This is a genomic window from Streptomyces phaeolivaceus (genome assembly GCF_009184865.1).
Lineage (GTDB): Bacteria > Actinomycetota > Actinomycetes > Streptomycetales > Streptomycetaceae > Streptomyces > Streptomyces phaeolivaceus.
Genome location: NZ_CP045096.1, coordinates 7931605 through 7953544, shown reverse-complemented (window position 1 = coordinate 7953544; position 21940 = coordinate 7931605). Strand labels below are relative to the sequence as shown.

The window sequence follows — 21940 nt, the reverse complement described above, 5'->3', positions numbered from 1 at the left end:
CTTCCTCCCGCTGTTCAGACCGCTGTTCAGAGGCGAGTTGGCAGGGGTCACCGAACACCGGCGGGTCCCCCGCACGTACCAACGACGTGACTCGCACGGGGAAGCGGGTGAGGCGAAGATCCTTGCCGTGACGGAACCGTTGCCGTTCCCTCGGATGTCCCCCACAACGACCGCATAGTGTGTGGTGCCGTTCCGTAGGGACGCGGCTCGGCGGATCCTCACCGAGCCGCGCGTACGACGCCTACGTACGAAGAAGCAGAGGTACCGAGCCGCGCGAATGCCGTGTCGGCTACGTACAAGGGGGCGGTGGGCGCGCGGAGGAGCCGTGCGCGATCCGCTTCGGCAGCACAGAAGTTCTCTTACGCCCCAGGGGGAGTCCAGACCATGCGACCCATACGATCGCTCTTCGCCGCTCGTCGTGGGAGGAGCGCGCGCCGCGGAACCTCCCCCGTCGTGGCCGCGGTCGGCCTTGCCACGGTGCTGTCGCTGACCGCCACCGCGTGTGGCTCGGGCGACACCACGGCGGGCGCCGACGCGTCGGCTTCCGCGCAGGACAGTGGCAGCGCGGGCGACGGCAAGATCCGGATCCCGGACGACATCAAGGACAAGCTCAAGGAACACGGCATCGACCTCGACAAGTGGCGGGGCGGGGCCTGGAAGAACTGGGACAAGGACGACTGGCTGCGCGAGGCCGAGGACTACGTCAACCCGATCATCGAGGACCTGTGGGACCCGGACCGGATGCGGGACGCCGAGGAGCCGGAGAAGGAGGTCGACGAGAGCGACCTCACCGGTGACCAGGGCGTGACCGACCCGACGCCGCAGTCCGTGGACGCGGAGGCGGTGCCCGCGAAGTACCACGCCAACGCGGCCGAGGCTGGCAAGGTGTTCTTCGACGCGCCCGAGGGCACCATGGTCTGCTCGGCGACCGTGGTCCAGGACCCGGCCAACCCCGGCAAGTCCAACATGGTGTGGACGGCCGGGCACTGTGTGCACGCCGGCAAGTCGGGCGGCTGGTACCGCAACATCGCCTTCGTGCCCTCGTACAACGACAGCGGGTTGTCGGCGTCGGAGGTGAAGACGGCCACCAAGGAGCAGGTCGCTCCGTACGGGGTCTGGTGGGGGGACTGGGCGCAGACCTCGGACCAGTGGATCGAGCAGGGCGGTCAGACCGGTGGTGACGGGGCGCCGTACGACTTCGCGGTGATCCATGTGACGCCGGAGGAGGGCAGCGGGGGCAAGTCGCTGGAGGAGACGGTCGGTTCGGCGCTGCCGGTGGACTTCGACGCGCCCGCCGTGCCGCAGGTGCGCAGCATCACGGCGACCGGCTACCCGGCCGGGGCTCCGTACGACGGCGAGACGATGTACCAGTGCACGGACAAGCCGGGGCGGCTCTCGCTCGTGGAGGCCGACCCGACGATGTACCGCATCGGCTGCACCATGACCGGCGGTTCGTCCGGTGGTGGCTGGGTGGCGACCGGTTCGGACGGTCAGCCCACGCTGGTGTCGAACACCTCCATCGGTCCGGTGAGCGCCGGCTGGCTGGCCGGGCCTCGGCTGGGCAAGGAGGCCGAGGGTGTGTACCAGGCGGTGAGCGACAAGTTCGCGTCGCGGTGACGCCGCGCACGCGGTGACGGCCGGGAGGGCGCGCGGAATTGGTCGGTCGCGCGCCCTCCGCCGATCCCCCGGCGCGCCCCCATAGTGGGCGTGACACACGGATAGTTCCGACGGGGGTCGAGAACCATGCGTTTCTCACATCGGCGGCATCGACGACCTCAGCCGCACCGACGGCATCGGCGGCTACGGCTGCTCGCCGTCACCGGAGTCGTGGCGGCGCTGGCGCTGACGGCGGCGGCCTGTGACTCGGCGGAGGACGGAGGCGCGGGCGACAAGGCCGGTTCCGCCGCGTCCCGCACCTCCGACAGCGACGGTGACGGGATTCCCGACGTCCTCGCCGACCGGCTCCGGGAGCACGGCATCGATGTCGGCGAGTGGACGGGCGGCGCGGGTGCCCCGTACGACTACGCGCTGCTGCGTGTGCGGCCCGAGTCGGGCGACGGGTCCCTGGAGGAGACGGTCGGGGCGGCCCTGGACGTGGACTTCTCCGCGCCGTCCGCGGCCGAGGCCGGGGCGATGGGTGCCTGGGGGTATCCGGCCGCGCCGCCGTACGACGGGCTGGCCATGTTCCGGTGCGTCGACAGGCCGGGGCGGTTCTCGCTCGATCCGTCCCTGCCGACGATGTACCGCATCGGCTGCACCATGACCGGTGGTTCGTCCGGCGGCGGCTGGTTCCGCATGGTCGGTACGGAGCCCCTGCTCGTGTCGAACACGTCGATCGGCCCGGCCGACGGCACCTGGCTCGCGGGACCTCGGTTGGGCGACAAGGCCAAGGCGTTGTACGACGAGATGAGTAGTTCGTACGGCGGGCGGTGAGCGTGGCCGTGGTCGATGTCGGGGACGGATGTCACGCTGCCGCCTTGCGGCGGTCGGCGGCGGCCCGGTCGCGCAGTTGGTCGGCGTGGCAGGCCAGTCGGTCCAGTGCCTGGGGGAAGTGGTCCTCGGCGCCGGGGCGGAGCATCGCGGTGTGCGGGAGGACCACGGAGGAGTCGTACAGGCGGGCGCAGTGCGGGAGTCGGGCCCGGCCGGGGTCGATGGCCTCCCAGTACTCCTGGGAGAGACGGTGCCGGGGCTTGCTGTGCGGGAGATAGGCGGGCGAGGTGTCGAGGGGGCGGTAGCAGGCGTCGACGGGGACGCGGAGTTCGGCGGCGAGGGCGGCTCGGACGATCGCCACGGGGAGGTCGCGCAGGAGGTCCGTGTCGGGGACGTACGACAGGGCGAGGGCCTGTCCGGGTGGTCGTTCGACCTCGGGGAGCAGGCGGGCGGGGCGCAGGAAGCCGGAGGCGAGCGCCGCCTCGCGCCAGCGGCGGGTGACCGTCTCCCGTCGTTCGCGTTGTTCCGCGAACCGTTCGCACTGGGCGAGCAGGATCGCCGCCTGCCACTCGGTCATCCGGTGGTTGCCGCCCTGGAGGGGCCGCCAGCCGGACGGTGAGCCCGCCGGTGGGCGTCCTCGGTCGCGGAGGCCGGACAGACGGCCCGCGAGCAGGGGGTCGGCGGTGGCCACGCAGCCGCCCTCACCGGCGGTGAGCGTGCTGCTCATCCCGAAGCTGAAGCAGGACAGGGTGCCGACCGAGCCGGCGCCGTACCGCTCCCAGCGCGCGCCGGGCGCGTGGGCGCAGTCCTCGATCAGGGCGAGGCCGTATCGGGCGGCGAGGGCGGCCAGGGCCATGAGGTCGGGCATGGTCCCGTAGAGGTGGACGGCGACGACCGCGCGCGTCCGCTCCGTCACGGCGGCCTCCACGGCGGCCGGGTCCAGGCACCAGGTGTCGGGGTCCACGTCGACGAGGACGGGTACGGCGTTCGCGTCCAGGACCGCTCCGGCCGTACCCGGGCGGGTGAGGCCGGGGACGATGACCTCGTCGCCGGGGCCCAGGCCGAGGGCCTCGCAGGCGAGTTGCAGGGCGGTGGTGCCGTTGCTGACGGTCAGGACGCGGCCGAGGCCCTGGAGCGCGGCGAAGCGGGACTCGAAGCGGGTGCAGCGGGTGCCGCCGTGCAGCGACCACTGGCCGTCGTCGAGGACTTCGCGCAGCATGCGGGCCTCCAGCGGTCCGCGCTGCGGCCAGCTGGGGGGTTCGGCGACCACCGGGTCACCGCCGAGGAGCGCGAGGTTGGTCTCAGGCACGGCTCGCCTCCTGGACGGGGTTGTGGACGGTGGTGGGGGCGTCGGCGTCGTGCGGGTCCGCCGGTCCGGGGACGCGTGACCGGCTCCGTGCGTCCGGTTCTCCCGGCGCGGGGGTGCCGTGGGACGCGTGGCGCAGCCGGTCGACGACCTCCTGGACGTGCAGGGCCTCGGCGGTGGTGACGGGCGCGGGGCCTCGGCCGAGGCAGGCGTCGACGAACGCGGCGATCTGCCTGCGGCGGGCGAGTTGGAGGTCCCAGGGGTTGCCGGGCAGGGGCGGGCGGGTGTGGCGCGGGGCGGGCCGGTTCGCGTGGGACAGCAGCAGCGGGAAGATCTCCAGCGCTCCCCGATCACCGACCAGCCGCACCCGGACGGCCTCCGCGTCGGGCGGATCGGCGGCGTACGGGGTGGCGTACGAGGTGGCGTACGAGGTGGCGTACGGGGTGGCGTACAAGGGGGCGTGCGCGCCGGGGTACGAAGGGGTGTGGTGCGAGGCGGGGAGGTGCGAGGCGGCGTGGGACGTGGTGAGGCTCAGGGACATGCCGTCGCGGCAGCGGATGAGGGCGGTGCCCCTGTCCCCGAGCGGGCCCCTGCCGTCGGCGGCGGTGAGGCCGGTGGCCGCGTGCGCCACGGCTCGGGCGGCCCTGGCGTCCGCGGCGGCGGTGCCCTCCTCGGGGCGCCCCGGCCGCCCTGGCGCCCGCGCCGCCTGGGCCTCGGCGCGAACGCCCTCCCGCCCCGCCGTCTCCCCTCGGCCGAGGGGCCGGTCAGGAGTGGTCCAGAGCGTTTCGACGGGTTCGGGGAAGCCGGTGATCCACATGGCCAGGTCGAGCAGGTGGATGCCGATGTCGGTGAGGGGGCCACAGCCGCCGGGGGTCTGACGGCGGGGGTGCACGTCGGCGGCGGACGGCTCACGGAGGCCGTCGGCGCTCCGGGACCGGGCGCGGACGTCGTCCTCGGCCCGCTCGTCGCGGAGCCCCCGGTCCCGATCGGCGCACCACTCCCCGCCCACCACCTCACCACACCCCCGTGCCACGAGTTGGACCTCGTGGATCTCGCCGATCTCACCCGCGTCGACGATGCCGCGGGCGGTGCGGGTCTCGGTGAGGTGACGGTAGGGGAAGGCGTGGGTCAGGACGCGGTGTTCGGCCTTGGCGATCTCCGCCATCCGGGCCAGGTCCGCCGAACCGGCGGCTACGGGCGGCTCGCACAGCACATGGCAGCCGGCCCGGAGCGCGGTCCTGGTGAGCGGGGCGGACAGAGGGGGCGGGACGCAGACGCTGACGAGGTCCACGTCCGTCGTGGCGAGCATCTCCTCCAGGGAGGCGAAGACCTCGCGTACCCCGAACCGGCGGGCCAGGGCACGGGCCCGGCCGTGGTCGGGGTCGACCACGGCGGCCAGGTGCACGCGGGGGTCGGCGGCATGGGCGGAGGCATGGGCGGCGGAAGCGCTACGTCCGCAGCCGACAATGGCCGCGCGGAGATTCACCACGGTGAATACCCTTCAGCGATGTGGCGGCCGGAGACCATGGGCCCGGTGGTCCGGTAGCCCGGCCGGGTGGCTGGTCCTTCCCTCCGAATGCTCGCAACGTCGAACCGACAGCGTCCAATAGATTCGTTCATGCCGGGATGGAATGTTTGCCGTCGAGTCGGCGCCGACCAAGGAGAAACCATTCCGCACGTTTCCCGGAAGAGGGTTCGCCGGGTGATTCACCCCGGGGATTCACCGCGCGATTCAGCCGGTGAATTCGAGAGCCGATTCGACGGACCGGCGCATTCCGGATTCACCGCCGAAGTCAGCTCCGCCACCGCTCCGCCACCGCTCAGCCACCACTCGGCGACCGCTCGGCGACCGCTCGGTCACCTTCCGACCTCTGCGCCCCCCGCGCCCGGCTCGCCACCGGACCCGGACTCCCCACCCTGCTCCCCACCCTGCTCCCCGCTCTGCTCCGCCCCCGCCACCGTCTCCGAGCAGGCCGTGACGAAGTCGGCCACCACCTGGCGGTTGTCGGCCGCGCGCCAGGCCACGGCGACCTCGGTGGGCGTGATCTTGTCGATCGGGCGGCAGACGACACCGGGGCGGGGATAGAACCGCGCGGTCGAGGCGCCCGTCAGACAGACCCCGAAGTTGTTGGCGATGGCCTCCATCCACTCGTCCGTGCTGTTCACCTCCGCCCCGATGACCACGGGATGGCCGTCCCGGTGGTCGAGCGCCAGCCAGAAGTCGCGCCAGACACCGGACTCCACCGGCACGGCGACGAACGGCTCGTCCAGCAGCTGTTCGAAGCGCACGACGTCCTGCCCGGCCAGCGGATGCCCGGCCGCCATCAGCACCCAGCGGTCCTCGGTCAGCAGCACCCGCGTACGGATGCTCGACGGCCCGTGCGGCAGCGGCAGCCGCACCAGCGCCACATCCACGTCACCGCCCGCCAGCCCGGCGGTGGGGTCGATCCACGGTGCCTGGGTCATCACGACCCGCCAGTCCGGGCGGATCATGCCGAAGGTCGCGAGGATCCGGGGGGTGAGTTCGCTGGCCGCGTTGGCGATGAACCCGACCCGCAGCGTCCGCTCCTCCGTGGCCGCCGCCTCCTGGGCCGCGCCGACCACGCCCTGCCAGTCGGCGAGGATCCGGCGCACCCCGGGCAGCAGCGCGCGGCCCGCGGCCGTCAGGGTCACGGAACGGCTGGACCGCTTCAGCAACGGCAGCCGAAGGCTTCGCTCCAGCTGTTCGATCTGTTTGGAAAGCGCGGGCTGCGTAATGTGCAGGCGCTGCGCCGCGCGGGTGAAGTGAAGTTCTTCCGCGACCGCGACGAATGATCGCAGCAAGCGCAGATCCACATCCATGCCGAGAGGTTATCAACGAATCTATTGGACACGGCGCGCCCCGTACTGCGACATTCGAATGGCCACCGCGGACGGCGAATGAACCGCCTGCCCCACGGGACGACCCATGGGCCGGAAATGGCATATCAGTGCGAGTCCGTATGGTGCGCACGCACCTGTACCGGCAATCCGATACCGGGGTTTCTCATGACCGATGACCGGACGATGAACCGCAAACTGCTCGTCAGTGTCTTCAATCCGCAAGAGGCGCGCGAGGCCGTGCTCGGGGGCGGCAGAATCATCGACAGCGAGGATCCGCGCAGCGCCCTCGGCAATATCAAGCCGCAGCAGATCATGGCGGTCAGCGACGCGGTCCTCGGCTTCCGGCGCGATCTGGAGGTCCAGCTCTCCACCAACATCGGCGAGGACCAGCTGCTCTTCGACCGTTCCGGCACCGGGGCGGCGATCCAGAAGTCCGCGTACGAGATCGCCGGCAAGGCCTCGCAGGCCGCGCTCGGGGTGGCGGTGTCCATGGGGACCCGGGTGCACCCCTGCGGCATCGTGAAGGTGGGCCTGGACGGCATGGAGACCGGCCTGCTCACCGAGGTGCTGCGCGAGTGCGTGCAGACCCTGCGGCGCACCGAGGGCTTCTCGCACACCCAGGTGATGTCGGTGCTGTTCGCCCAGGACCTCGATCTGTGGGAGGAGCGCCGCTCGGTGGACGCGATCCGCCGGGCCCTGGTGGGCCTGCGCGAGTTCCACCCCTGCGCGCCCGGCACCGAACACGGATTCGACCTCACCGGATATGTGGCGGGGACGCTGCGGGACGAGGACGGCAGGCTGCTGTTCACCGACCCCGGTCAGGTGGACCTGGAGTCGCTGATCGACCATGGTGTCCTGCCCGAGGGCACCCGGCACACCACGGTCGCCCTCAACGAGCTGTTCCCGCACGCCCGTTACGGCATCACGGGCGACCCCTCCGCCCGTCGCACCGACCGCGAGGCGATCGCCCGGATGGTCGACGCGACCGTACGGGCCGGCGCGGGCGCGATGATGCTCGACACCAGCGTGCTGCTGAAGGTCGCCCGGGTCGGTCTCGTCGCCACCGAACGCAGCCCGGACATGGTCGACTTCAACTCCCTGGACGTGGACGAGACGACCGGTCTGCGGCGGCGGGGCATCCTCAGCCTCGACGACATCCGGTTCTTCGTCGCCTACTGCCACCACCGGGGCATCGAGGCCAACCTCGCGGGTTCCGTCACCAGTCACCAGGCCCAGCAGCTCTGGCGGCTGGTCCCGGAGGTCGACCAGATCTCCACCCGGGGCGCCGCCTCGGCCGTGGCCCAGAACCCGCACCGGCCCGAGGGCGAGGGCGAGGACTCCCGGCGCGACCGGGTGATCGTCCGGAGCCTGGTCCGCGGACTGGTCCCGCCGGAGCAGGGCGGCCACCTGTGGCTCCCGCAGGAGATGAAGCCCCGTTCCGGAGAGGCCGTACGGGAGGTGCTGGACCGCTTCCCGGGCCTCGCCGGCCACTGGGCGGACCGCTACGGCCGCCTGACCCCGTTCGGCTGACCCCGTTCGGCTGACCTGGCCCGACCGCGCCCCTCGACCGACCGCCCTCACCTGCCCCCCCTGCACCCCGACCCCGCCCGGCCGACAGCCGACGCGTCCCCACTTGGAGCCGACAAGGAGCGTGACCCCCATGTCCGATCTGATCCCGCCCGCCGCCCCCGGCCCCCGGGTGCCCGTGCTGCCCGCCGGGCGGACCGAGGCCCGGGTCCGGACCGAGCTCGACAGATCGATCCGGGACTGGGGCATTCCCAGCAACCTGTTCCGGACGATGGCGTGGCTGCCCGGCCTCGCCCTCACCGAGGTCGAGTACGCCAACTCGTTCATCTTCGACGCGCCCCGGTACGCGCCCGCGCCCCGCCCTCCCGGGGACCCGGCCGGGGAGAGCGTCCTGTTCCCGCAGGGCGGCTTCGTGGACCGGATGACGAAAGAGCTGGTCATCAACCTGGTGAGCCTGCTCAACCGCAGCCGGTACTCCCTCACCCACCACAGCTTCATCGGCTACGGACTGCTGAGCGGCCAACTGCCCCATGGGGACCCGGCGCAGCGGGCGGCGCGCGCCGAGGAGATGCTGCTGCGGCTGGTGGACTCGGCGGGGCGCCCGGACTGGGAGGACCGGACCTTCACGTGGGAGGGGGTCACCGAGCCCCTGTACACGGTGCCGCAGCAGCACTGCCTGCGGCTGGCGGAGGCGATCCAGCGGGACCCGCACTCGGTCACCGACCGGCAGTTCGCCGAACTGCGCGAGGTGCTGCGGGGCGTGGCCGCGGAGAACATCGCCAAGGGGCCGCTCGCGGAGGTGCCGGGCACCGGGACGGAGGCCTACCTGGAGGCCTGGGTCAACGCGATGACCGTCGAACTGACCTGGTGCATCGTGCACTTCGACGGCCTGCTCAACTCCTGGTTCACCGTGCTGCGCGTGATGGACGAGACGGGCGCCGAGGACGAGGTGGGCGTGGACTTCGTCGCCGCCTACAACGCGGGGGTCCCGGACCGCGTCAAGGTACGCAACAACAACCTGCTCGGCCCGACGGGCTGGGGAAGTTGAGGACGGACACACCATGCCCGAGAACCCGACCCTGAGCACGACGTCCACCGCGCCCACGACCACCGACGCAGCTCCCGCTCCCACGCCCCCTACGCCCTCCTCCCCCACCGGACCCACCGGACCCACCAGACCCACCGGACCCACCGGACCCACCGGACCCACCGGGGCGGTCGTGCCCACCGAGACCGGTGTCCCGGTCCCCGGCGGCCCCGCCATCCGTTTCGAGTGGCACACCGGCGACTGGTTCGACGTCTTCGAGAAGCATGTCGCCCTCATCCAGTCGGACATCGCCCGCGCCCAGGCCGAGGACCGTGTCGTCGTCTATCTGAGCTGCCCGATCACCTCGCGGGGCGGCGGTCACTTCCGGACCAACACCGAGATCGCGAACTTCGTGACCCGGCGGCTGGCCTCCGAGTGGGGCGAGCGGTTCTTCGTCGTCAACCCGGCCGCGTACCAGCTGGAGTCGAAGGAGGGCACGGGCCTGGTCGCCCGGCACATCGAGGCGCTCTCCCGGGAGACCGGCCGGCCCCTGTCGCTCAAGGCGCTGATGGACACCGCCCGGCCGACCGGCGGCGACTACATGCGCATGTGGACCCGGGTGCTGGCCGAGGACCACTACCTCACGGACCCGCCCGGCGGCCGGTCCTCGCGCCAGAAGCTCCAACTGGGCGGTCTCTTCGACGCGTTCTACTTCCTCGGCCCCGACGACGTGCACGGCTTCTTCCGCGCGGACTCCGGCGGCGGTGGCGCGCTGGTGGCGGCGGTGGAGTCGTACTTCGCCCGCAGGTACGCCGTCGACCCCGACTTCTGGACCGACTACGGCACCGTCCCGGACGGCCCCGAGGGCGGCCGGCGGACGCTCGATCTCACCGATCCGGACGACGCGGCGATCTGGGAGGCCCGGCGCAAGGAGTTCGTCCGCTTCTACACCGTGCGGGCGGGCGGCTCGTACAGCCTCGGCTGCCACGACGAGTGGAACATCTTCGTCCGGCTGAACAGGGCGCGCGCCGGGCACCCCGCCTACGGCCCCGGTGAACTGATCGCCGCCTACTACGGCGGACGGGCCCGCTCGATGGCCGAGAGCGAGATGGAGACCTCCCCCGGTTACGAGGTCAAGGAGAAGACCGCGTAGCACGGGGGCGGACGGGGGGTGTGCGGGGGCACCAAGCGGCCGGTGCTCCCGCACACATGCCGAAGGCCCGCCCCTCGGCGGAGGGCGGGCCTTCGGCCATGCCTGGGACGGCCGGTGCGGCGGACGGTCGGACCGCAGCGCCGCCCGGCCGGACGACCGTCAGGCCGTGGTGGCCGACGGAACGTACGGCGCCAGGTCGGCCGCCAGTTCCTCGTGCACCCGGGCCTTGAGCAGGGTGCCCTCCGGGGTGTGCTCCTCGGAGATCACCTCGCCCTCGGTGTGGGCGCGGGCGACGAGCTTGCCGTGGGTGTACGGCACGAGCGCCTCGATCGCGACCGACGGGCGCGGCAGCGCGTCGTCGATCAGGGCGAGCAGTTCCTCGATGCCCTGGCCGGAGCGGGCCGAGACGGCGATGGACCGCTTCTCGATCCGCAGCAGCCGCTGGAGGGTCAGCGGGTCGGCCGCGTCCGCCTTGTTGATCACCACGATCTCCGGCACGTTCGTCGCGCCCACATCGCGGATGACCTCGCGCACGGCGGCCAGCTGCTCCTCCGGCGCGGGGTGCGAACCGTCGACCACGTGCAGGATCAGGTCGGAGTCGCCGACCTCCTCCATCGTGGAGCGGAACGCCTCGACGAGGTGGTGCGGCAGGTGGCGTACGAAGCCGACGGTGTCCGCCAGCGTGTACAGCCGCCCGCTCGGGGTCTCGGCCCGGCGCACGGTCGGGTCGAGGGTCGCGAACAGGGCGTTCTCGACCAGGACGCCCGCGCCCGTGAGCCGGTTGAGCAGGGAGGACTTGCCGGCGTTGGTGTAGCCGGCGATGGCGACCGAGGGCACCTTGTTCCTGCGGCGCTCCTGGCGCTTGATCTCGCGGCCGGTCTTCATCTCCGCGATCTCCCGGCGCATCTTCGCCATCTTCTCGCGGATCCGCCGCCGGTCCGTCTCGATCTTGGTCTCACCGGGACCACGGGTGGCGAGGCCGCCGCCCTTGCCGCCGCCCATCTGCCGGGACAGCGACTGACCCCAGCCGCGCAGCCTGGGCAGCATGTACTGCATCTGCGCGAGCGCGACCTGTGCCTTGCCCTCCCGGGACTTGGCGTGCTGGGCGAAGATGTCGAGGATCAGGGCCGTACGGTCGATGACCTTGACCTTGACGACGTCTTCGAGGTGGATGAGCTGGCCAGGGCTCAGCTCACCGTCGCAGATGACGGTGTCCGCGCCCGAGTCGAGGACGATGTCCCGCAGCTCGTTGGCCTTGCCGGAGCCGATGTAGGTGGCCGCGTCCGGCTTGTCGCGGCGCTGGATCACGCCGTCGAGCACGAGCGCGCCCGCGGTCTCCGCGAGGGCGGCCAGCTCGGCCAGCGAGTTCTCCGCGTCCCGCGAGGTTCCCGTGGTCCAGACACCGACGAGTACCACGCGCTCCAGACGGAGCTGGCGGTACTCGACCTCGGTGACGTCCTCCAGCTCGGTGGAGAGGCCCGCGACGCGGCGCAGGGCCGCGCGGTCGGAGCGGTCGAACTGCTCGCCGTCCCGTTCTCCGTCGATCTCGAAGCTCCAGGCAACGTCCTCTTCCATCAGGGCATCGGCCCGAAGACCTTCGGGGGTGTTCTGCGCGAAGGCGCTCTGTGCGGCCTGGGAAGGGGAAGAAGAGGAGGTCATTGGGTCCTTACGTCGATGAGGGATACCGAAGGGGCGACGGGACCTGTGGGCCCTTGCGGGTCCCGGCCCGTCATTGGCGACAACGTCCGGGGATTCCGGGAGATTCCCGGGGATTCCCGTCGCCGACCCGAAGATGGTCGCACGGTACGCCCCGTCTCGTCACCCGGGTTGTTTCCCTTCCGCAGCCGGGGTCACACCCCCGTGGATCCCGGCTGGCGCTCGGCGGAGGTCTCCACCGGAGCGGACTTCCAGTCGGGGTGACCGGGCATCGGCGGTGTCCGCACCTCGTACAGCCAGGCGTGGAAGAAGGCGTCCAGGTCGCGTCCGGAGATCCGGGCGGCGAGGTCGCGGAAGTCGGTGGTCGAGGCGACGCCGTCCCGGTGGACGACGACCCAGGCGCGCTGGAGCAGGTCGAAGGCGCGGGCGCCGATCTCCTCGCGCAGGGCGTACAGGAAGAGCGCGGCCCCGTCGTAGACGTTCGCCCGGAAGATACCGATCTTCTGGCCGTTCGCGGGCTTCCTCGGTGCGGCCGGCGGTCCCCCGGCGGCCCGCCAGCGGTCGGAGGAGGCGTAGGCGGCCTTCATCCGCGCCTCCAGGGTCCGGCCCGCGGTCTCCTCGGCGTACAGGGCCTCGTACCAGGTGGCGTGTCCCTCGTTCAGCCACAGGTCGGACCAGGTGCGGGGGCTGACGCTGTTGCCGAACCACTGGTGGGCCAGCTCGTGCACCATGATCGACTCGACGTACCACTTGGGGTACTCGGGCCGGACGAACAACTCCCTCTCGAAGAGGGAGAGGGTCTGGGTCTCCAGCTCGAACCCCGTCTGCGCCTCGGCGATCAGCACACCGTACGTCTCGAAGGGGTACCGGCCGACCTTGTCCTCCATCCATGTGATCTGGGCGGGGGTCTTCCTCAGCCACGGTTCGAGCTTCTCGCGGTCCTTGGCGGGGATCACGTCGCGCACCGGCAGACCGTGCGGGCCGGTGCGGTGGAGGACGGCGGAGCGGCCGATGGAGACCTGGGCCAGTTCGGTGGCCATGGGGTGCTGGGTGCGGTAGCTCCAGGTGGTGCTGCCGGCGGCGCGTTCCGTGCCGGTGACCAGGCCGTTGGAGACGGCCGTGTAGCCGTCGGGCGCGGTGATGCGGACGGTGAACATGGCCTTGTCGGAGGGGTGGTCGTTGCAGGGGAACACGACGTGCGCCGCGTCGGCCTGGTTGGCCATCGCGAGGCCGTCGGCGGTCCGCAGCCAGCCGCCCTCGTCGTCCCCGGTGTACACGGGGTCGCTGGTGTGCCGCACGGTGATGCGGGTCCGGGTGCCCTCGGGCAGCGGCGCCCGGGGGGTGATCACCAGGTCCTCGCCCGCGCTCGTGAAGGCGGCGGAGGCCCCGTCGACCTCCACGGAGGCGACCTTCCCGTGGGTGAAGTCGAGGTTGACCCGCTCCAGCCTGGCGGTCGTCCGCGCGTCGATCGTGGTGACGGCGGTGAGCGGCTCGCTGTTGCTGCCGGGATAGGTGAAGTCGAGGTCGTACGACCGCACGTCGTATCCCGGGTTGCCGAGGTGCGGGAAGAGCCGGTCGCCGATGCCGAGCGGTTCGGCGGGTGAGGGGGCACTCGCGGCGATCAGGCAGACGGAGACGGCGGAGGCGAGCAGCGCGGCCTGGACGCGGCGGCTCCCGGTGCGTGGGGTGAGCGGCATGGACCACCGCTACCAGCACGCCGGCGCTCCGTGCCGCCGACGCGCAGCGGCCCCACCCGAACGAGCGGCTCCCCCTCTGCCGGGCCGCCCCCGCCCGCCCGGTGCCGGTCAGTGCGTGGCCGCCGCCTGGTGCTGGGCGCGGCCCACGTCGTACACGCCCGGTACGTTCCGCATGGCCCGCATCAGGTTCGGGAGGTGGGCGGCGTCCGGGAGTTGCAGCGTGTAGGTGTGGCGGACGCGCTGCTGGGTCGGGGGTTCGACGGTGGCGGTGACGATGTCGACGCCTTCGAGGGCGATGGCCTCGGTGAGGTCGGCGAGCAGATGGGGCCGCTGGAAGGACTCGGCGACGAGGGTGACCCGGAACTCGGTGGTGTCGCCCCAGCGCACCTCGATCTCCGGGCGCCCCAGGCCCTTCATCCGGGTCACGGCGGCGCATTCGACGCGGTGCACGGTCACCACTCCCCCGCGCACGGCGAACCCGGTGACCTCGTCGGGCGGTACGGGCGTACAGCAGCCTGCCAGCCGGACGGTCGCCTCGGGCCGGTCCACGACGACCACGGCGCCGACGGTGTCGGAGGTGGGGGCGGGCTCGTCGAGGGCGGGGCGCAGGGCGGTCGTCCCGTCCTTGCGCGCGCCGTCGCGCTCCTCGCGCTCCTCCTGCCCGGCGTCGGCGGCGGGCGAGGGGTGGGTGGCGAGCCAGCGCTGGATGGCGATGCGCGCGGCGGGCGTGTGGGCGTGCTCCAGCCACTCTCTGGAGGGCTCGGAGGCCGGGTCCTGGCCCATGAGGAGCTGGACGGTGTCGCCGTCCTTCAGGACCGTGCTCAGCGTCGCCAGGCGGCCGTTGACGCGGGCGCCGATGCAGGCGTGCGCGTCCTCGCCGTACTGCGCGTACGCCGCGTCCACGCAACTGGCGCCCTCGGGGAGCCCCAACGTGCCCCCGTCGGGCCGGAACACGGTGATCTCGCGGTCCTGGGCGAGGTCCTCGCGCAGGGTGGACCAGAACATGTCCGCGTCGGGGGCCGCCTCCTGCCAGTCGAGGAGGCGGGAGAGCCAGCCGGGGCGGGTGGGGTCGACGCGCTCGCCCTCGCCGTCGGTCCGCTGTCCGTCGGTCTGCTCGTCCACGGGGGCGGCGTACGGATTGCCCAGCGCGACCACGCCGGCCTCGGCGACCTTGTGCATCTGGTGGGTGCGGATGAGGACTTCGGCGACCTGGCCGTCGCCGCGGGCGACGGCGGTGTGCAGCGACTGGTACAGGTTGAACTTCGGTACGGCGATGAAGTCCTTGAACTCCGAGACCACCGGGGTGAGACAGGTGTGCAGTTCGCCGAGGACCGCGTAGCAGTCGGCGTCCTCGGCCACCAGGACCAGGAGCCGTCCGAAGTCGGAGCCGCGCGGCTGTCCGCGTTTTCGGGAGACCCGGTGCATCGAGACGAAGTGGCGGGGCCTGATGTGGACTTCGGCCTGGATGCCGGCCTCGCGCAGGACACCGCGCACCTCGTCGGAGATCTCGGCGAGCGGGTCGTTCTCCCGGGCCGCGTTCTCCGTGATGAGGGCGCGGGTGTGCCGGTACTCCTCGGGGTGGAGGATCGCGAAGACCAGGTCCTCCAGTTCGGTCTTGAGCGCCTGGACGCCGAGCCGTTCGGCGAGCGGGATGAGCACGTCCCGGGTGACCTTGGCGATGCGTTCCTGCTTCTCGGGGCGCATCACGCCGAGGGTGCGCATGTTGTGCAGCCGGTCGGCGAGTTTGATCGACATCACGCGGACGTCGTTGCCGGTGGCGACGAGCATCTTGCGGAAGGTCTCGGGCTCGGCGGCGGCGCCGTAGTCGACCTTCTCCAGCTTGGTGACGCCGTCGACGATGTAGCAGACCTCCGCGCCGAACTCCTCGCGCACCTGATCGAGGGTCACATCGGTGTCCTCGACGGTGTCATGGAGCAGAGAGGCCGTCAGGGTCGTGGTCTCCGCGCCGAGTTCGGCGAGGATCAGGGTCACGGCGAGCGGGTGGGTGATGTACGGCTCACCGCTCTTGCGCATCTGACCGCGGTGCGAGGACTCGGCGAGGACGTACGCCCGGCGCAGCGGGTCGAGATCGGCGTCGGGGTGGTGCGCGCGGTGCGCGTCGGCGAGATGACTGATCGCGTCGGGCATCCGGTCGCGGGTCGTCGGGCCCAGGAGTGCGGCGCGGCCCAGACGGCGCAGGTCGATACGAGGTCGGCCCTTCCTGCGGTGCGCTGGTGGCGGCGCAGGGGCGGGCGATACGGCGGGGTTCGTGGCCTCCGCGCTCATGGGCACCTCCGGCTGCGTGGACCGGCGGACGGGTGCCCCATGGCGTGCGGCGGCTCAGGGGTTCCGTGTCGTTCCCCCGTCCGTGCCGGTGCTTGATGCTACCGAGCCCATCACGCCCGTCCGACCGCCTCTCGCCGAGCGTGAAACGGATCACCCATTCGAGCGAAGGTTCCGAGGTTTACGGTTTCGGGTCACCCCGACCGGGGTGCGCCATGGATTCGCACGCCTGAACACCCCGTTGGCTTGGATGCCTACGGAACCCTCGCCCCGGACACCCCCATGTCAAGCCCTACCACACCTCAACGCGCCATGTATTCCAGCCACTTGGCATCGATCTCGCCCTCGGCGACGATCACGGCGGGACCGGTCATCTCGATCTCGCCGTCGGGTCGTTCGGTGATGACGAGCGTGCCGCCGGGGACGTCGACGGTGTAGGTCGCCGGGGTTCCCGTGATCGCGGGGTCGGCGCCGTCGCGGCGGGCGGTGGCCACGGCGACGGCGCACGCGCCGGTGCCGCAGGAGCGGGTCTCGCCGGAGCCGCGCTCGTGCACACGCATCGCCACGTGCCGGGGGCCCCGGTCGACGACGAACTCGACGTTGACGCCGTCGGGGTAGGCGGAGGCGGGGCCGAAGGGCGGCGGGGAGAGCAGGTCGCCCGCCTGGGCGAGGTCGTCGACGAACGCCACCGCGTGCGGATTGCCCATGTTGACGTTGCGCGCGGGCCAGCTGCGCTCGCCCACGCTCACCGTGACGTCGCCCTCGGGGAGCCGGGCGCGGCCCATGCCGACCGTGACATCGCCGTCCTTGTCGATGTGGACCTTCTTCACGCCCCCGCGCGTGGCGACGGCGAGGTCGCCCTCGGTGACATGACCGGCGTGCAGGAGGTAGCGCGCGAAGACCCGGACGCCGTTCCCGCACATCTCGGCGATCGATCCGTCGCCGTTGCGGTAGTCCATGAACCACTCCGCCTCGGCCGCCAGCGCCTTCGCCTCGGAGTGCGCGGCGGACCGTACGACATGCAGCACGCCGTCGCCGCCGAGGCCCGCGCGGCGGTCGCACAGGGCGGCGACGGCGGCCGGGGAGAGGTCGATGGCGTTCTCGGGGTCCGGGACGATCACGAAGTCGTTCTCGGTGCCGTGCCCCTTGAGGAAGGCGATGCGCGTGCTCATTCCTCGATTTTAGGGGGTGCGGGAGACAAACGCGCCGAGCGCCGGGTCAGCGCAGCCGGGCCACGCGCCATACGGCCAGGAAGGCGACCGCGGCGACGATCAGGGCGTAGCCGAGGACCAGGCGCCAGTCGGGGCGGCGGCCGGAGCCCCGGGCGGGCAGACCGGGCCACGTGTAACCGACCCGGCGGGCGGCCATCATGCCCCAGCCGGCCGCGGTGGCGCAGATCAGCAGGCCGAGCATGGCGACCACGGCACCGCCGTCACCGAACTCGAAGGCGAGCGGGAAGGCGAACATCAGGGAGCCGACCGCGGCCAGGCCCACGATGGGCGCGAGCTGCCAGAGCCGCAGCCTGCGCTGGGGGCGCAGTTCGACCTCGACCTCCGGCCCGGACATCTCGTCGGGTTCCGGTCCGTCGTCGCTCACACCGTCGGGTGTCTGGTCGTCGGGACCGTCGGGGCTCAGCGGTTCGCCTTCGGGATCCAGTGCGTACCCCTCGGTAACCAGCTGCTCCACGTCCTCAGCGGTGCCCTGCTCCGTGCCTTGTGCGGTGTCGCGAGGGCCGGCCTCCATCGCCACGCGCCCTCCCAACTCGGACTCCACTTGGTCGATCGAAGCTCGATGATGGCACGCCCCCGGAGGCCGGGATGACCGCCGGGGCGACCCGATGCCATGACGTGATCAGGCTGTGACCGGTCGTTCGACCAACGCCAGTGCGAGCTGCGGGAGTTCCGTCAGGTCGGCGAGACCCCCCTTGAGCCAATGCACCCGCGGGTCGCGTCTGAACCATGAATCCTGGCGGCGCGCGAAGCGCTTGGTGGCACGCACGGTCTCGGCCCGCGCCTCGTCCATGGTGCACTGCCCGGCGAGCGCCGCGAGGACCTGCTGGTAGCCGAGCGCGCGCGACGCCGTACGCCCCTCGCGCAACCCCTGCGCCTCCAGCGCGCTCACTTCGTCGACCAGTCCGGCGTCCCACATGCGGTCGACGCGGCGGGTGATGCGCTCGTCGAGTTCGGGGCGTGCCACGTCGACACCGATCTGGACGGTGTCGTAGACGGAGTCATGGCCCGGGAGGTTCGCCGTGAACGGCCTGCCGGTGATCTCGATCACTTCGAGGGCGCGGACGATCCGGCGGCCGTTGCTGGGCAGGATGGCGTGGGCCGCCTCGGGGTCGGCGGTGGCGAGCCGGGCGTGCAGCGCGCCGGAGCCGCGCAGGGTCAGCTCCTCCTCGAGCCGGGCGCGGACCTCGGGGTCGGTGCCGGGGAACTCCAGGTTGTCGACGGCCCCCCGGACGTACAGCCCGGAGCCGCCGACGAGGATCGGCCAGCGGCCGTCGGCGAGCAGGGCGTCGATACGGGCGCGGGCGAGCCGCTGGTACTCGGCGACGCTGGCGGCGGCCGTGACGTCCCAGATGTCCAGCAGGTGGTGCGGGACTCCTTCGCGCTCCCCGGGGGTCAGCTTGGCGGTGCCGATGTCCATCCCCCGGTAGAGCTGCATGGAGTCGGCGTTGACGACCTCGCCGCCGAGACGCCTTGCGAGGAAGACGCCGAGATCGGACTTTCCGGCCGCGGTCGGTCCGACGACGGCGATGACTCGTGGAGGGGGAACTGCGCTACTCACCGACCCAGTCTCGCAAATGTCGGGGCCTCTTCTCGAACGAGCTACGTGACGCGGGGGAGCCGGGGTCGTTGCGTGTTGCGAGTTCCAAGCGCCGGTTTCGAGTGCCGGTGGCCCGGATGACGCAATGGGACGCTCCGGGAGAGCGCGGGAATTAACCCGCATGATTAGCATTGAGGTTGATATGGGCGTTTTTTCACTGTTCCGTCGTAAGGCGAAGGACACGGAAGAGGCCGCCGTGACGGCGCCCGAGCCGGCCGCCGAGACGGAGGCGGAGAAGTCGGACGAGGCGAAGGGATCCACCGAGGCCGCCCGGCCCGAAGCGGAGGCCGAGAACGAGGCCGAGGCGGAGGAGGCGGCGGCCGAGCCCGTGGCGGAGGCCGTCGACGCGGCGGACGACGTGGAGATCCCCAAGCAGCAGACCGCCGAGCAGGCGGCCGACAACGAGGCCAGCGAGGGCGCCCGCAAGTGACCGACCCGCGCGGGAAAGGTGAACCATGGGCCTGCTGGATAATTTGAAATCCAAACTCTCCCCGGCCAAGGACAGGGTCTCGCACCTCGCACAGAAGCACGAGGGCAAGATCCAGCACGGTCTCGACAAGGCCGCGCACACGGTCGACAGGAAGACCAAGGGCAAGTACAGCGACAGGATCCAGTCGGGCACGGGCAAGGCGAAGGACGCCATGGGCCGACTCGCGCACCAGGACGAGGGCGGCGGCCCCACGCCTCCGCCTCCGGCTTCCTGAACACACGCACATCGTCGGACGGCCGCGGAGCCTCACGCTCCCGGCCGTCCGCCGTGTCCGGTCACCTGTGCCGGTCCACGTCCGCTACGACCAGGCGGCGACCAGATAGCCCACCCCGTACGGCGCGTCGTCGTACAGCAGGCCGCCGGCCAACCCGGCGTCCTCGGCGGCGCCCGCGAGGATCTGCCAGGGGGCGCGGCCGGAGGCCTGTAGTTCGCGGGCGAGCCCGGCGTCCAGCGCCTTGAGAGCCCCGACGTCGGCGGCGCCGAGCGCACGCGCCACCTCCGCGTCGAAGCCGGCCGCGCGGTCGTCCAAATACCCCGGGGCCTTGAGCGTGCGGCACGCGCTGGCGTCGCCCATCACCAGCAGGGCCACCCGCTCGGCCGACGCGGCGGCTGTCCTGCCGACCTGGACGCACCGCTCGACGGTGCTCGGTTCCGCCACCCCGAGCCCTTCCACCGGGGCGTCGGCCCAGCCCGTGCGGTCGAGCAGCCAGGCGGCGACGGAGAGGGCGGCGGGCAGCCGGGCCTCCGTACCGTCCCCCTGTCCCAGACGGACGTCGAGGGCCACACCGAAGCCCCGGAACGACCCCCGGGAGCCTTCCGGATACGACGCGTCCCGCCCGGCGGGGCCGACGACGACCAGCCGGTCGGGCCGGGCTGCGGCGAGCACCCCGACCACGTCCGCGCAGGCGTCCCGCACCGGATCCAACTCGGGCGCGGCCCCGGCGGCGACCGCGGTCACGAGCAGCGGCGGACAGGGACAGACTGCGGCGGCGACAAGCATGAGGCGCAGGGTAACTTCCGCAGCCCAGGGGTGCCCCTTCAGGGGCGCGGGGCTGCATTCGATATGCGGCTCCGCCGCGTGGGCGCGAACAACCCCCACTCACCGGCAGCCCGCGAACAACCGTCAAGACCGAGCTGGACCCGCTACTGAAGAACCCCACACCCACCGGTGGTCGCCACCGGCAACGGCTCCGGAACCCCGATCCTCGGCAGCCCCAGCATCACCCCGGCCGCCTTCTCCGCCGGAAGGCCGTTCCGCTTCTCCCAGGCGTCGCCCGCGCGCGTGCGCCGCACATCGAGGACGGCGCCCTCGGCGAGCAGGTGGTGCGGGGCGGCGTAGGTGATCTCGACGGTCACGACGTCCCCGGGGCGGACCTCCTGGTCCGGCTTGGTGAAGTGGACGAGGCGGTTGTCGGCGGCGCGGCCGGAGAGGCGGTGGGTGGCGCCGTCCTTGCGGCCCTCGCCCTCGGCGACCATCAGTTCCAGCGTGCGGCCGACCTGCTTCTTGTTCTCCTCCCAGGAGATCTCCTCCTGGAGGGCGACCAGGCGCTCGTAGCGCTTCTGGACGACCGCCTTGGGGATCTGGCCCTCCATGGTCGCGGCGGGGGTGCCGGGGCGCTTGGAGTACTGGAAGGTGAAGGCCTGGGTGAAGCGGGCCTCGCGGACCACGTGCATCGTCTGCTCGAAGTCCTCCTCGGTCTCGCCGGGGAAGCCCACGATGATGTCGGTGGTGATGGCCGCGTGCGGGATGGAGGCGCGGACCTTCTCGATGATCCCGAGGTAGCGCTCCTGGCGGTACGAGCGGCGCATGGCCTTGAGAATCGTGTCCGAGCCGGACTGGAGCGGCATGTGCAGCTGCGGCATCACGTTCGGCGTCTCGGCCATGGCGGCGATCACGTCGTCGGTGAAGTCACGGGGGTGGGGCGAGGTGAAGCGGACGCGCTCCAGGCCCTCGATCTCTCCGCAGGCCCGCAGCAGCTTGCCGAACGCCTCGCGGTCGCCGATGTCGGAGCCGTACGCGTTGACGTTCTGGCCGAGCAGGGTGATCTCGGAGACGCCCTCGCCGACCAGGGCCTCGATCTCGGCGAGGATGTCGCCGGTCCGGCGGTCCTTCTCCTTGCCGCGCAGGGCCGGGACGATACAGAACGTACAGGTGTTGTTGCAGCCGACGGAGATCGAGACCCAGGCGGCGTAGGCGCTCTCGCGGCGGGTCGGCAGGGTGGAGGGGAAGGCCTCCAGGGACTCGGCGATCTCGACCTGGGCCTCGTCCTGGACGCGGGCGCGCTCCAGCAGGACGGGCAGCTTGCCGATGTTGTGCGTGCCGAAGACGACGTCGACCCAGGGCGCCTTCTTGACGATGGTGTCCCGGTCCTTCTGGGCCAGACAGCCACCGACGGCGATCTGCATGCCGGGGCGGGCGGTCTTCATGGGGGCGAGGCGGCCGAGGTTGCCGTAGAGGCGGTTGTCGGCGTTCTCCCGTACGGCGCAGGTGTTGAAGACCACGACGTCGGCGTTGCCCTCCCCCGCGTCCTCGGGGGCGCGGACGTAGCCGGCGTCCTCCAGAAGACCGGACAGGCGTTCGGAGTCATGGACGTTCATCTGACATCCATAAGTACGCACTTCGTATGTCTTGACGCCCACTGCCTGACTCCGGTCGCTGCTGTTGGTCACTCCGTAAGCC

The 21940-nt window shown here is 71.8% G+C and carries 17 protein-coding genes and 1 pseudogene; 7 read left to right on the top strand and 11 right to left on the bottom strand.

The genetic code is table 11. The features are described from left to right. The first annotated feature begins 384 nt into the window (after nt 1-384). Together F9278_RS36625 and F9278_RS36620 are read left to right on the top strand one after the other, a co-directional pair. Nucleotides 385-1617 carry a trypsin-like serine peptidase gene (locus F9278_RS36625; RefSeq protein ID WP_152172135.1) on the top strand — a complete coding sequence of 411 codons (1233 nt, stop codon included), beginning with the start codon at nt 385-387 and terminating at the stop codon, nt 1615-1617. A gap of 360 nt (nt 1618-1977) precedes the next feature. Continuing rightward, a pseudogene (locus F9278_RS36620) lies at nt 1978-2433 on the top strand (hypothetical protein); the annotation flags it as partial. Between the two features lie 31 nt (nt 2434-2464). On the opposite strand, the gene F9278_RS36615 reads toward F9278_RS36620, so the two are convergent. From F9278_RS36615 to F9278_RS36605, 3 genes are all read right to left on the bottom strand, one after another. After that, nucleotides 2465-3739 carry a DegT/DnrJ/EryC1/StrS family aminotransferase gene (locus F9278_RS36615; RefSeq protein WP_152172133.1) on the bottom strand — a complete coding sequence of 425 codons (1275 nt, stop codon included), beginning with the start codon at nt 3737-3739 and terminating at the stop codon, nt 2465-2467. Further along, nucleotides 3732-5225, bottom strand: coding sequence for a Gfo/Idh/MocA family protein (locus F9278_RS36610; RefSeq protein WP_152172132.1), 1494 nt, complete (start codon nt 5223-5225; stop codon nt 3732-3734). The genes F9278_RS36615 and F9278_RS36610 overlap by 8 nt, the downstream gene beginning before the upstream one ends. Before the next feature lie 368 nt (nt 5226-5593). Next, a complete protein-coding gene (locus F9278_RS36605) occupies nt 5594-6577 on the bottom strand; it encodes a LysR family transcriptional regulator (RefSeq protein WP_152172131.1) in 984 nt (327 codons plus the stop codon). 186 nt (nt 6578-6763) lie between these two features. On the opposite strand from F9278_RS36605, the gene F9278_RS36600 reads away from it, so the two are divergent. From F9278_RS36600 to F9278_RS46465, 3 genes are all read left to right on the top strand, one after another. After that, complete coding sequence (locus F9278_RS36600) at nt 6764-8128, top strand: (5-formylfuran-3-yl)methyl phosphate synthase (protein WP_193241794.1); 1365 nt, start codon at nt 6764-6766, stop codon at nt 8126-8128. Nucleotides 8129-8258: 130 nt separating this feature from the next. Next, a complete protein-coding gene (locus F9278_RS36595) occupies nt 8259-9173 on the top strand; it encodes a carboxymuconolactone decarboxylase family protein (RefSeq protein ID WP_152172129.1) in 915 nt (304 codons plus the stop codon). A gap of 13 nt (nt 9174-9186) precedes the next feature. Beyond that, nucleotides 9187-10305, top strand: a complete 1119-nt coding sequence (locus F9278_RS46465; protein ID WP_193241793.1) for a hypothetical protein — start codon at nt 9187-9189, stop codon at nt 10303-10305. Nucleotides 10306-10464: 159 nt separating this feature from the next. Here F9278_RS46465 and hflX read toward each other — a convergent pair whose 3' ends face one another. From hflX to miaA, 6 genes are all read right to left on the bottom strand, one after another. After that, nucleotides 10465-11964, bottom strand: a complete 1500-nt coding sequence (gene hflX / locus F9278_RS36585) for a GTPase HflX (protein WP_152172128.1) — start codon at nt 11962-11964, stop codon at nt 10465-10467. A 191-nt stretch (nt 11965-12155) separates the two neighbouring features. Next, a complete protein-coding gene (locus F9278_RS36580; protein ID WP_152172127.1) occupies nt 12156-13658 on the bottom strand; it encodes a M1 family metallopeptidase in 1503 nt (500 codons plus the stop codon). A 108-nt stretch (nt 13659-13766) separates the two neighbouring features. Beyond that, the gene (locus tag F9278_RS36575) at nt 13767-15944 is read right to left on the bottom strand and encodes a RelA/SpoT family protein (protein ID WP_193241792.1); all 2178 of its coding nucleotides are present in this window, start codon (nt 15942-15944) and stop codon (nt 13767-13769) included. A 299-nt stretch (nt 15945-16243) separates the two neighbouring features. Then, entirely contained in the window at nt 16244-17113 is an 870-nt protein-coding gene (gene dapF / locus F9278_RS36565) for a diaminopimelate epimerase (protein WP_152172125.1), read from the bottom strand. A 46-nt stretch (nt 17114-17159) separates the two neighbouring features. Further along, on the bottom strand, nt 17160-17690 hold the full coding sequence (locus tag F9278_RS36560; protein ID WP_152172124.1) for a hypothetical protein: 531 nt from the start codon (nt 17688-17690) through the stop codon (nt 17160-17162). A gap of 102 nt (nt 17691-17792) precedes the next feature. Next, nucleotides 17793-18731: a tRNA (adenosine(37)-N6)-dimethylallyltransferase MiaA gene (gene miaA, locus F9278_RS36555; protein ID WP_152172123.1), complete on the bottom strand. Its 939-nt coding sequence runs from the start codon at nt 18729-18731 to the stop codon at nt 17793-17795. Between the two features lie 181 nt (nt 18732-18912). Between miaA and F9278_RS36550 the strand changes: the two genes are divergently transcribed. Together F9278_RS36550 and F9278_RS36545 are read left to right on the top strand one after the other, a co-directional pair. Next, nucleotides 18913-19200, top strand: coding sequence for a hypothetical protein (locus F9278_RS36550; protein ID WP_152172122.1), 288 nt, complete (start codon nt 18913-18915; stop codon nt 19198-19200). Between the two features lie 25 nt (nt 19201-19225). Then, nucleotides 19226-19474, top strand: a complete 249-nt coding sequence (locus F9278_RS36545) for an antitoxin (RefSeq protein ID WP_152172121.1) — start codon at nt 19226-19228, stop codon at nt 19472-19474. Nucleotides 19475-19558: 84 nt separating this feature from the next. Here the strand turns inward: F9278_RS36545 and F9278_RS36540 are convergent, their stop codons facing one another. Together F9278_RS36540 and miaB are read right to left on the bottom strand one after the other, a co-directional pair. Further along, nucleotides 19559-20260, bottom strand: coding sequence for a class III extradiol dioxygenase subunit B-like domain-containing protein (locus F9278_RS36540; protein WP_152172120.1), 702 nt, complete (start codon nt 20258-20260; stop codon nt 19559-19561). A gap of 143 nt (nt 20261-20403) precedes the next feature. Beyond that, complete coding sequence (miaB, locus tag F9278_RS36535) at nt 20404-21930, bottom strand: tRNA (N6-isopentenyl adenosine(37)-C2)-methylthiotransferase MiaB (protein ID WP_152172119.1); 1527 nt, start codon at nt 21928-21930, stop codon at nt 20404-20406. Nucleotides 21931-21940: the final 10 nt, after the last annotated feature.

Excerpts from the sequence above, each read along its gene's own strand:
- hflX (WP_152172128.1), bottom strand. The coding sequence starts at position 11,964 with ATGACCTCCTCTTCTTCCCCTTCCCAGGCCGCACAGAGCGCCTTCGCG.
- dapF (WP_152172125.1), bottom strand. The coding sequence starts at position 17,113 with ATGAGCACGCGCATCGCCTTCCTCAAGGGGCACGGCACCGAGAACGAC.
- F9278_RS36575 (WP_193241792.1), bottom strand. The coding sequence starts at position 15,944 with ATGAGCGCGGAGGCCACGAACCCCGCCGTATCGCCCGCCCCTGCGCCG.
- F9278_RS36595 (WP_152172129.1), top strand. The coding sequence starts at position 8,259 with ATGTCCGATCTGATCCCGCCCGCCGCCCCCGGCCCCCGGGTGCCCGTG.
- F9278_RS36625 (WP_152172135.1), top strand. The coding sequence starts at position 385 with ATGCGACCCATACGATCGCTCTTCGCCGCTCGTCGTGGGAGGAGCGCG.
- F9278_RS36545 (WP_152172121.1), top strand. The coding sequence starts at position 19,226 with ATGGGCCTGCTGGATAATTTGAAATCCAAACTCTCCCCGGCCAAGGAC.
- F9278_RS36600 (WP_193241794.1), top strand. The coding sequence starts at position 6,764 with ATGACCGATGACCGGACGATGAACCGCAAACTGCTCGTCAGTGTCTTC.
- F9278_RS36540 (WP_152172120.1), bottom strand. The coding sequence starts at position 20,260 with ATGCTTGTCGCCGCCGCAGTCTGTCCCTGTCCGCCGCTGCTCGTGACC.
- F9278_RS36605 (WP_152172131.1), bottom strand. The coding sequence starts at position 6,577 with ATGGATGTGGATCTGCGCTTGCTGCGATCATTCGTCGCGGTCGCGGAA.
- F9278_RS46465 (WP_193241793.1), top strand. The coding sequence starts at position 9,187 with ATGCCCGAGAACCCGACCCTGAGCACGACGTCCACCGCGCCCACGACC.
- F9278_RS36550 (WP_152172122.1), top strand. The coding sequence starts at position 18,913 with ATGGGCGTTTTTTCACTGTTCCGTCGTAAGGCGAAGGACACGGAAGAG.
- F9278_RS36580 (WP_152172127.1), bottom strand. The coding sequence starts at position 13,658 with ATGCCGCTCACCCCACGCACCGGGAGCCGCCGCGTCCAGGCCGCGCTG.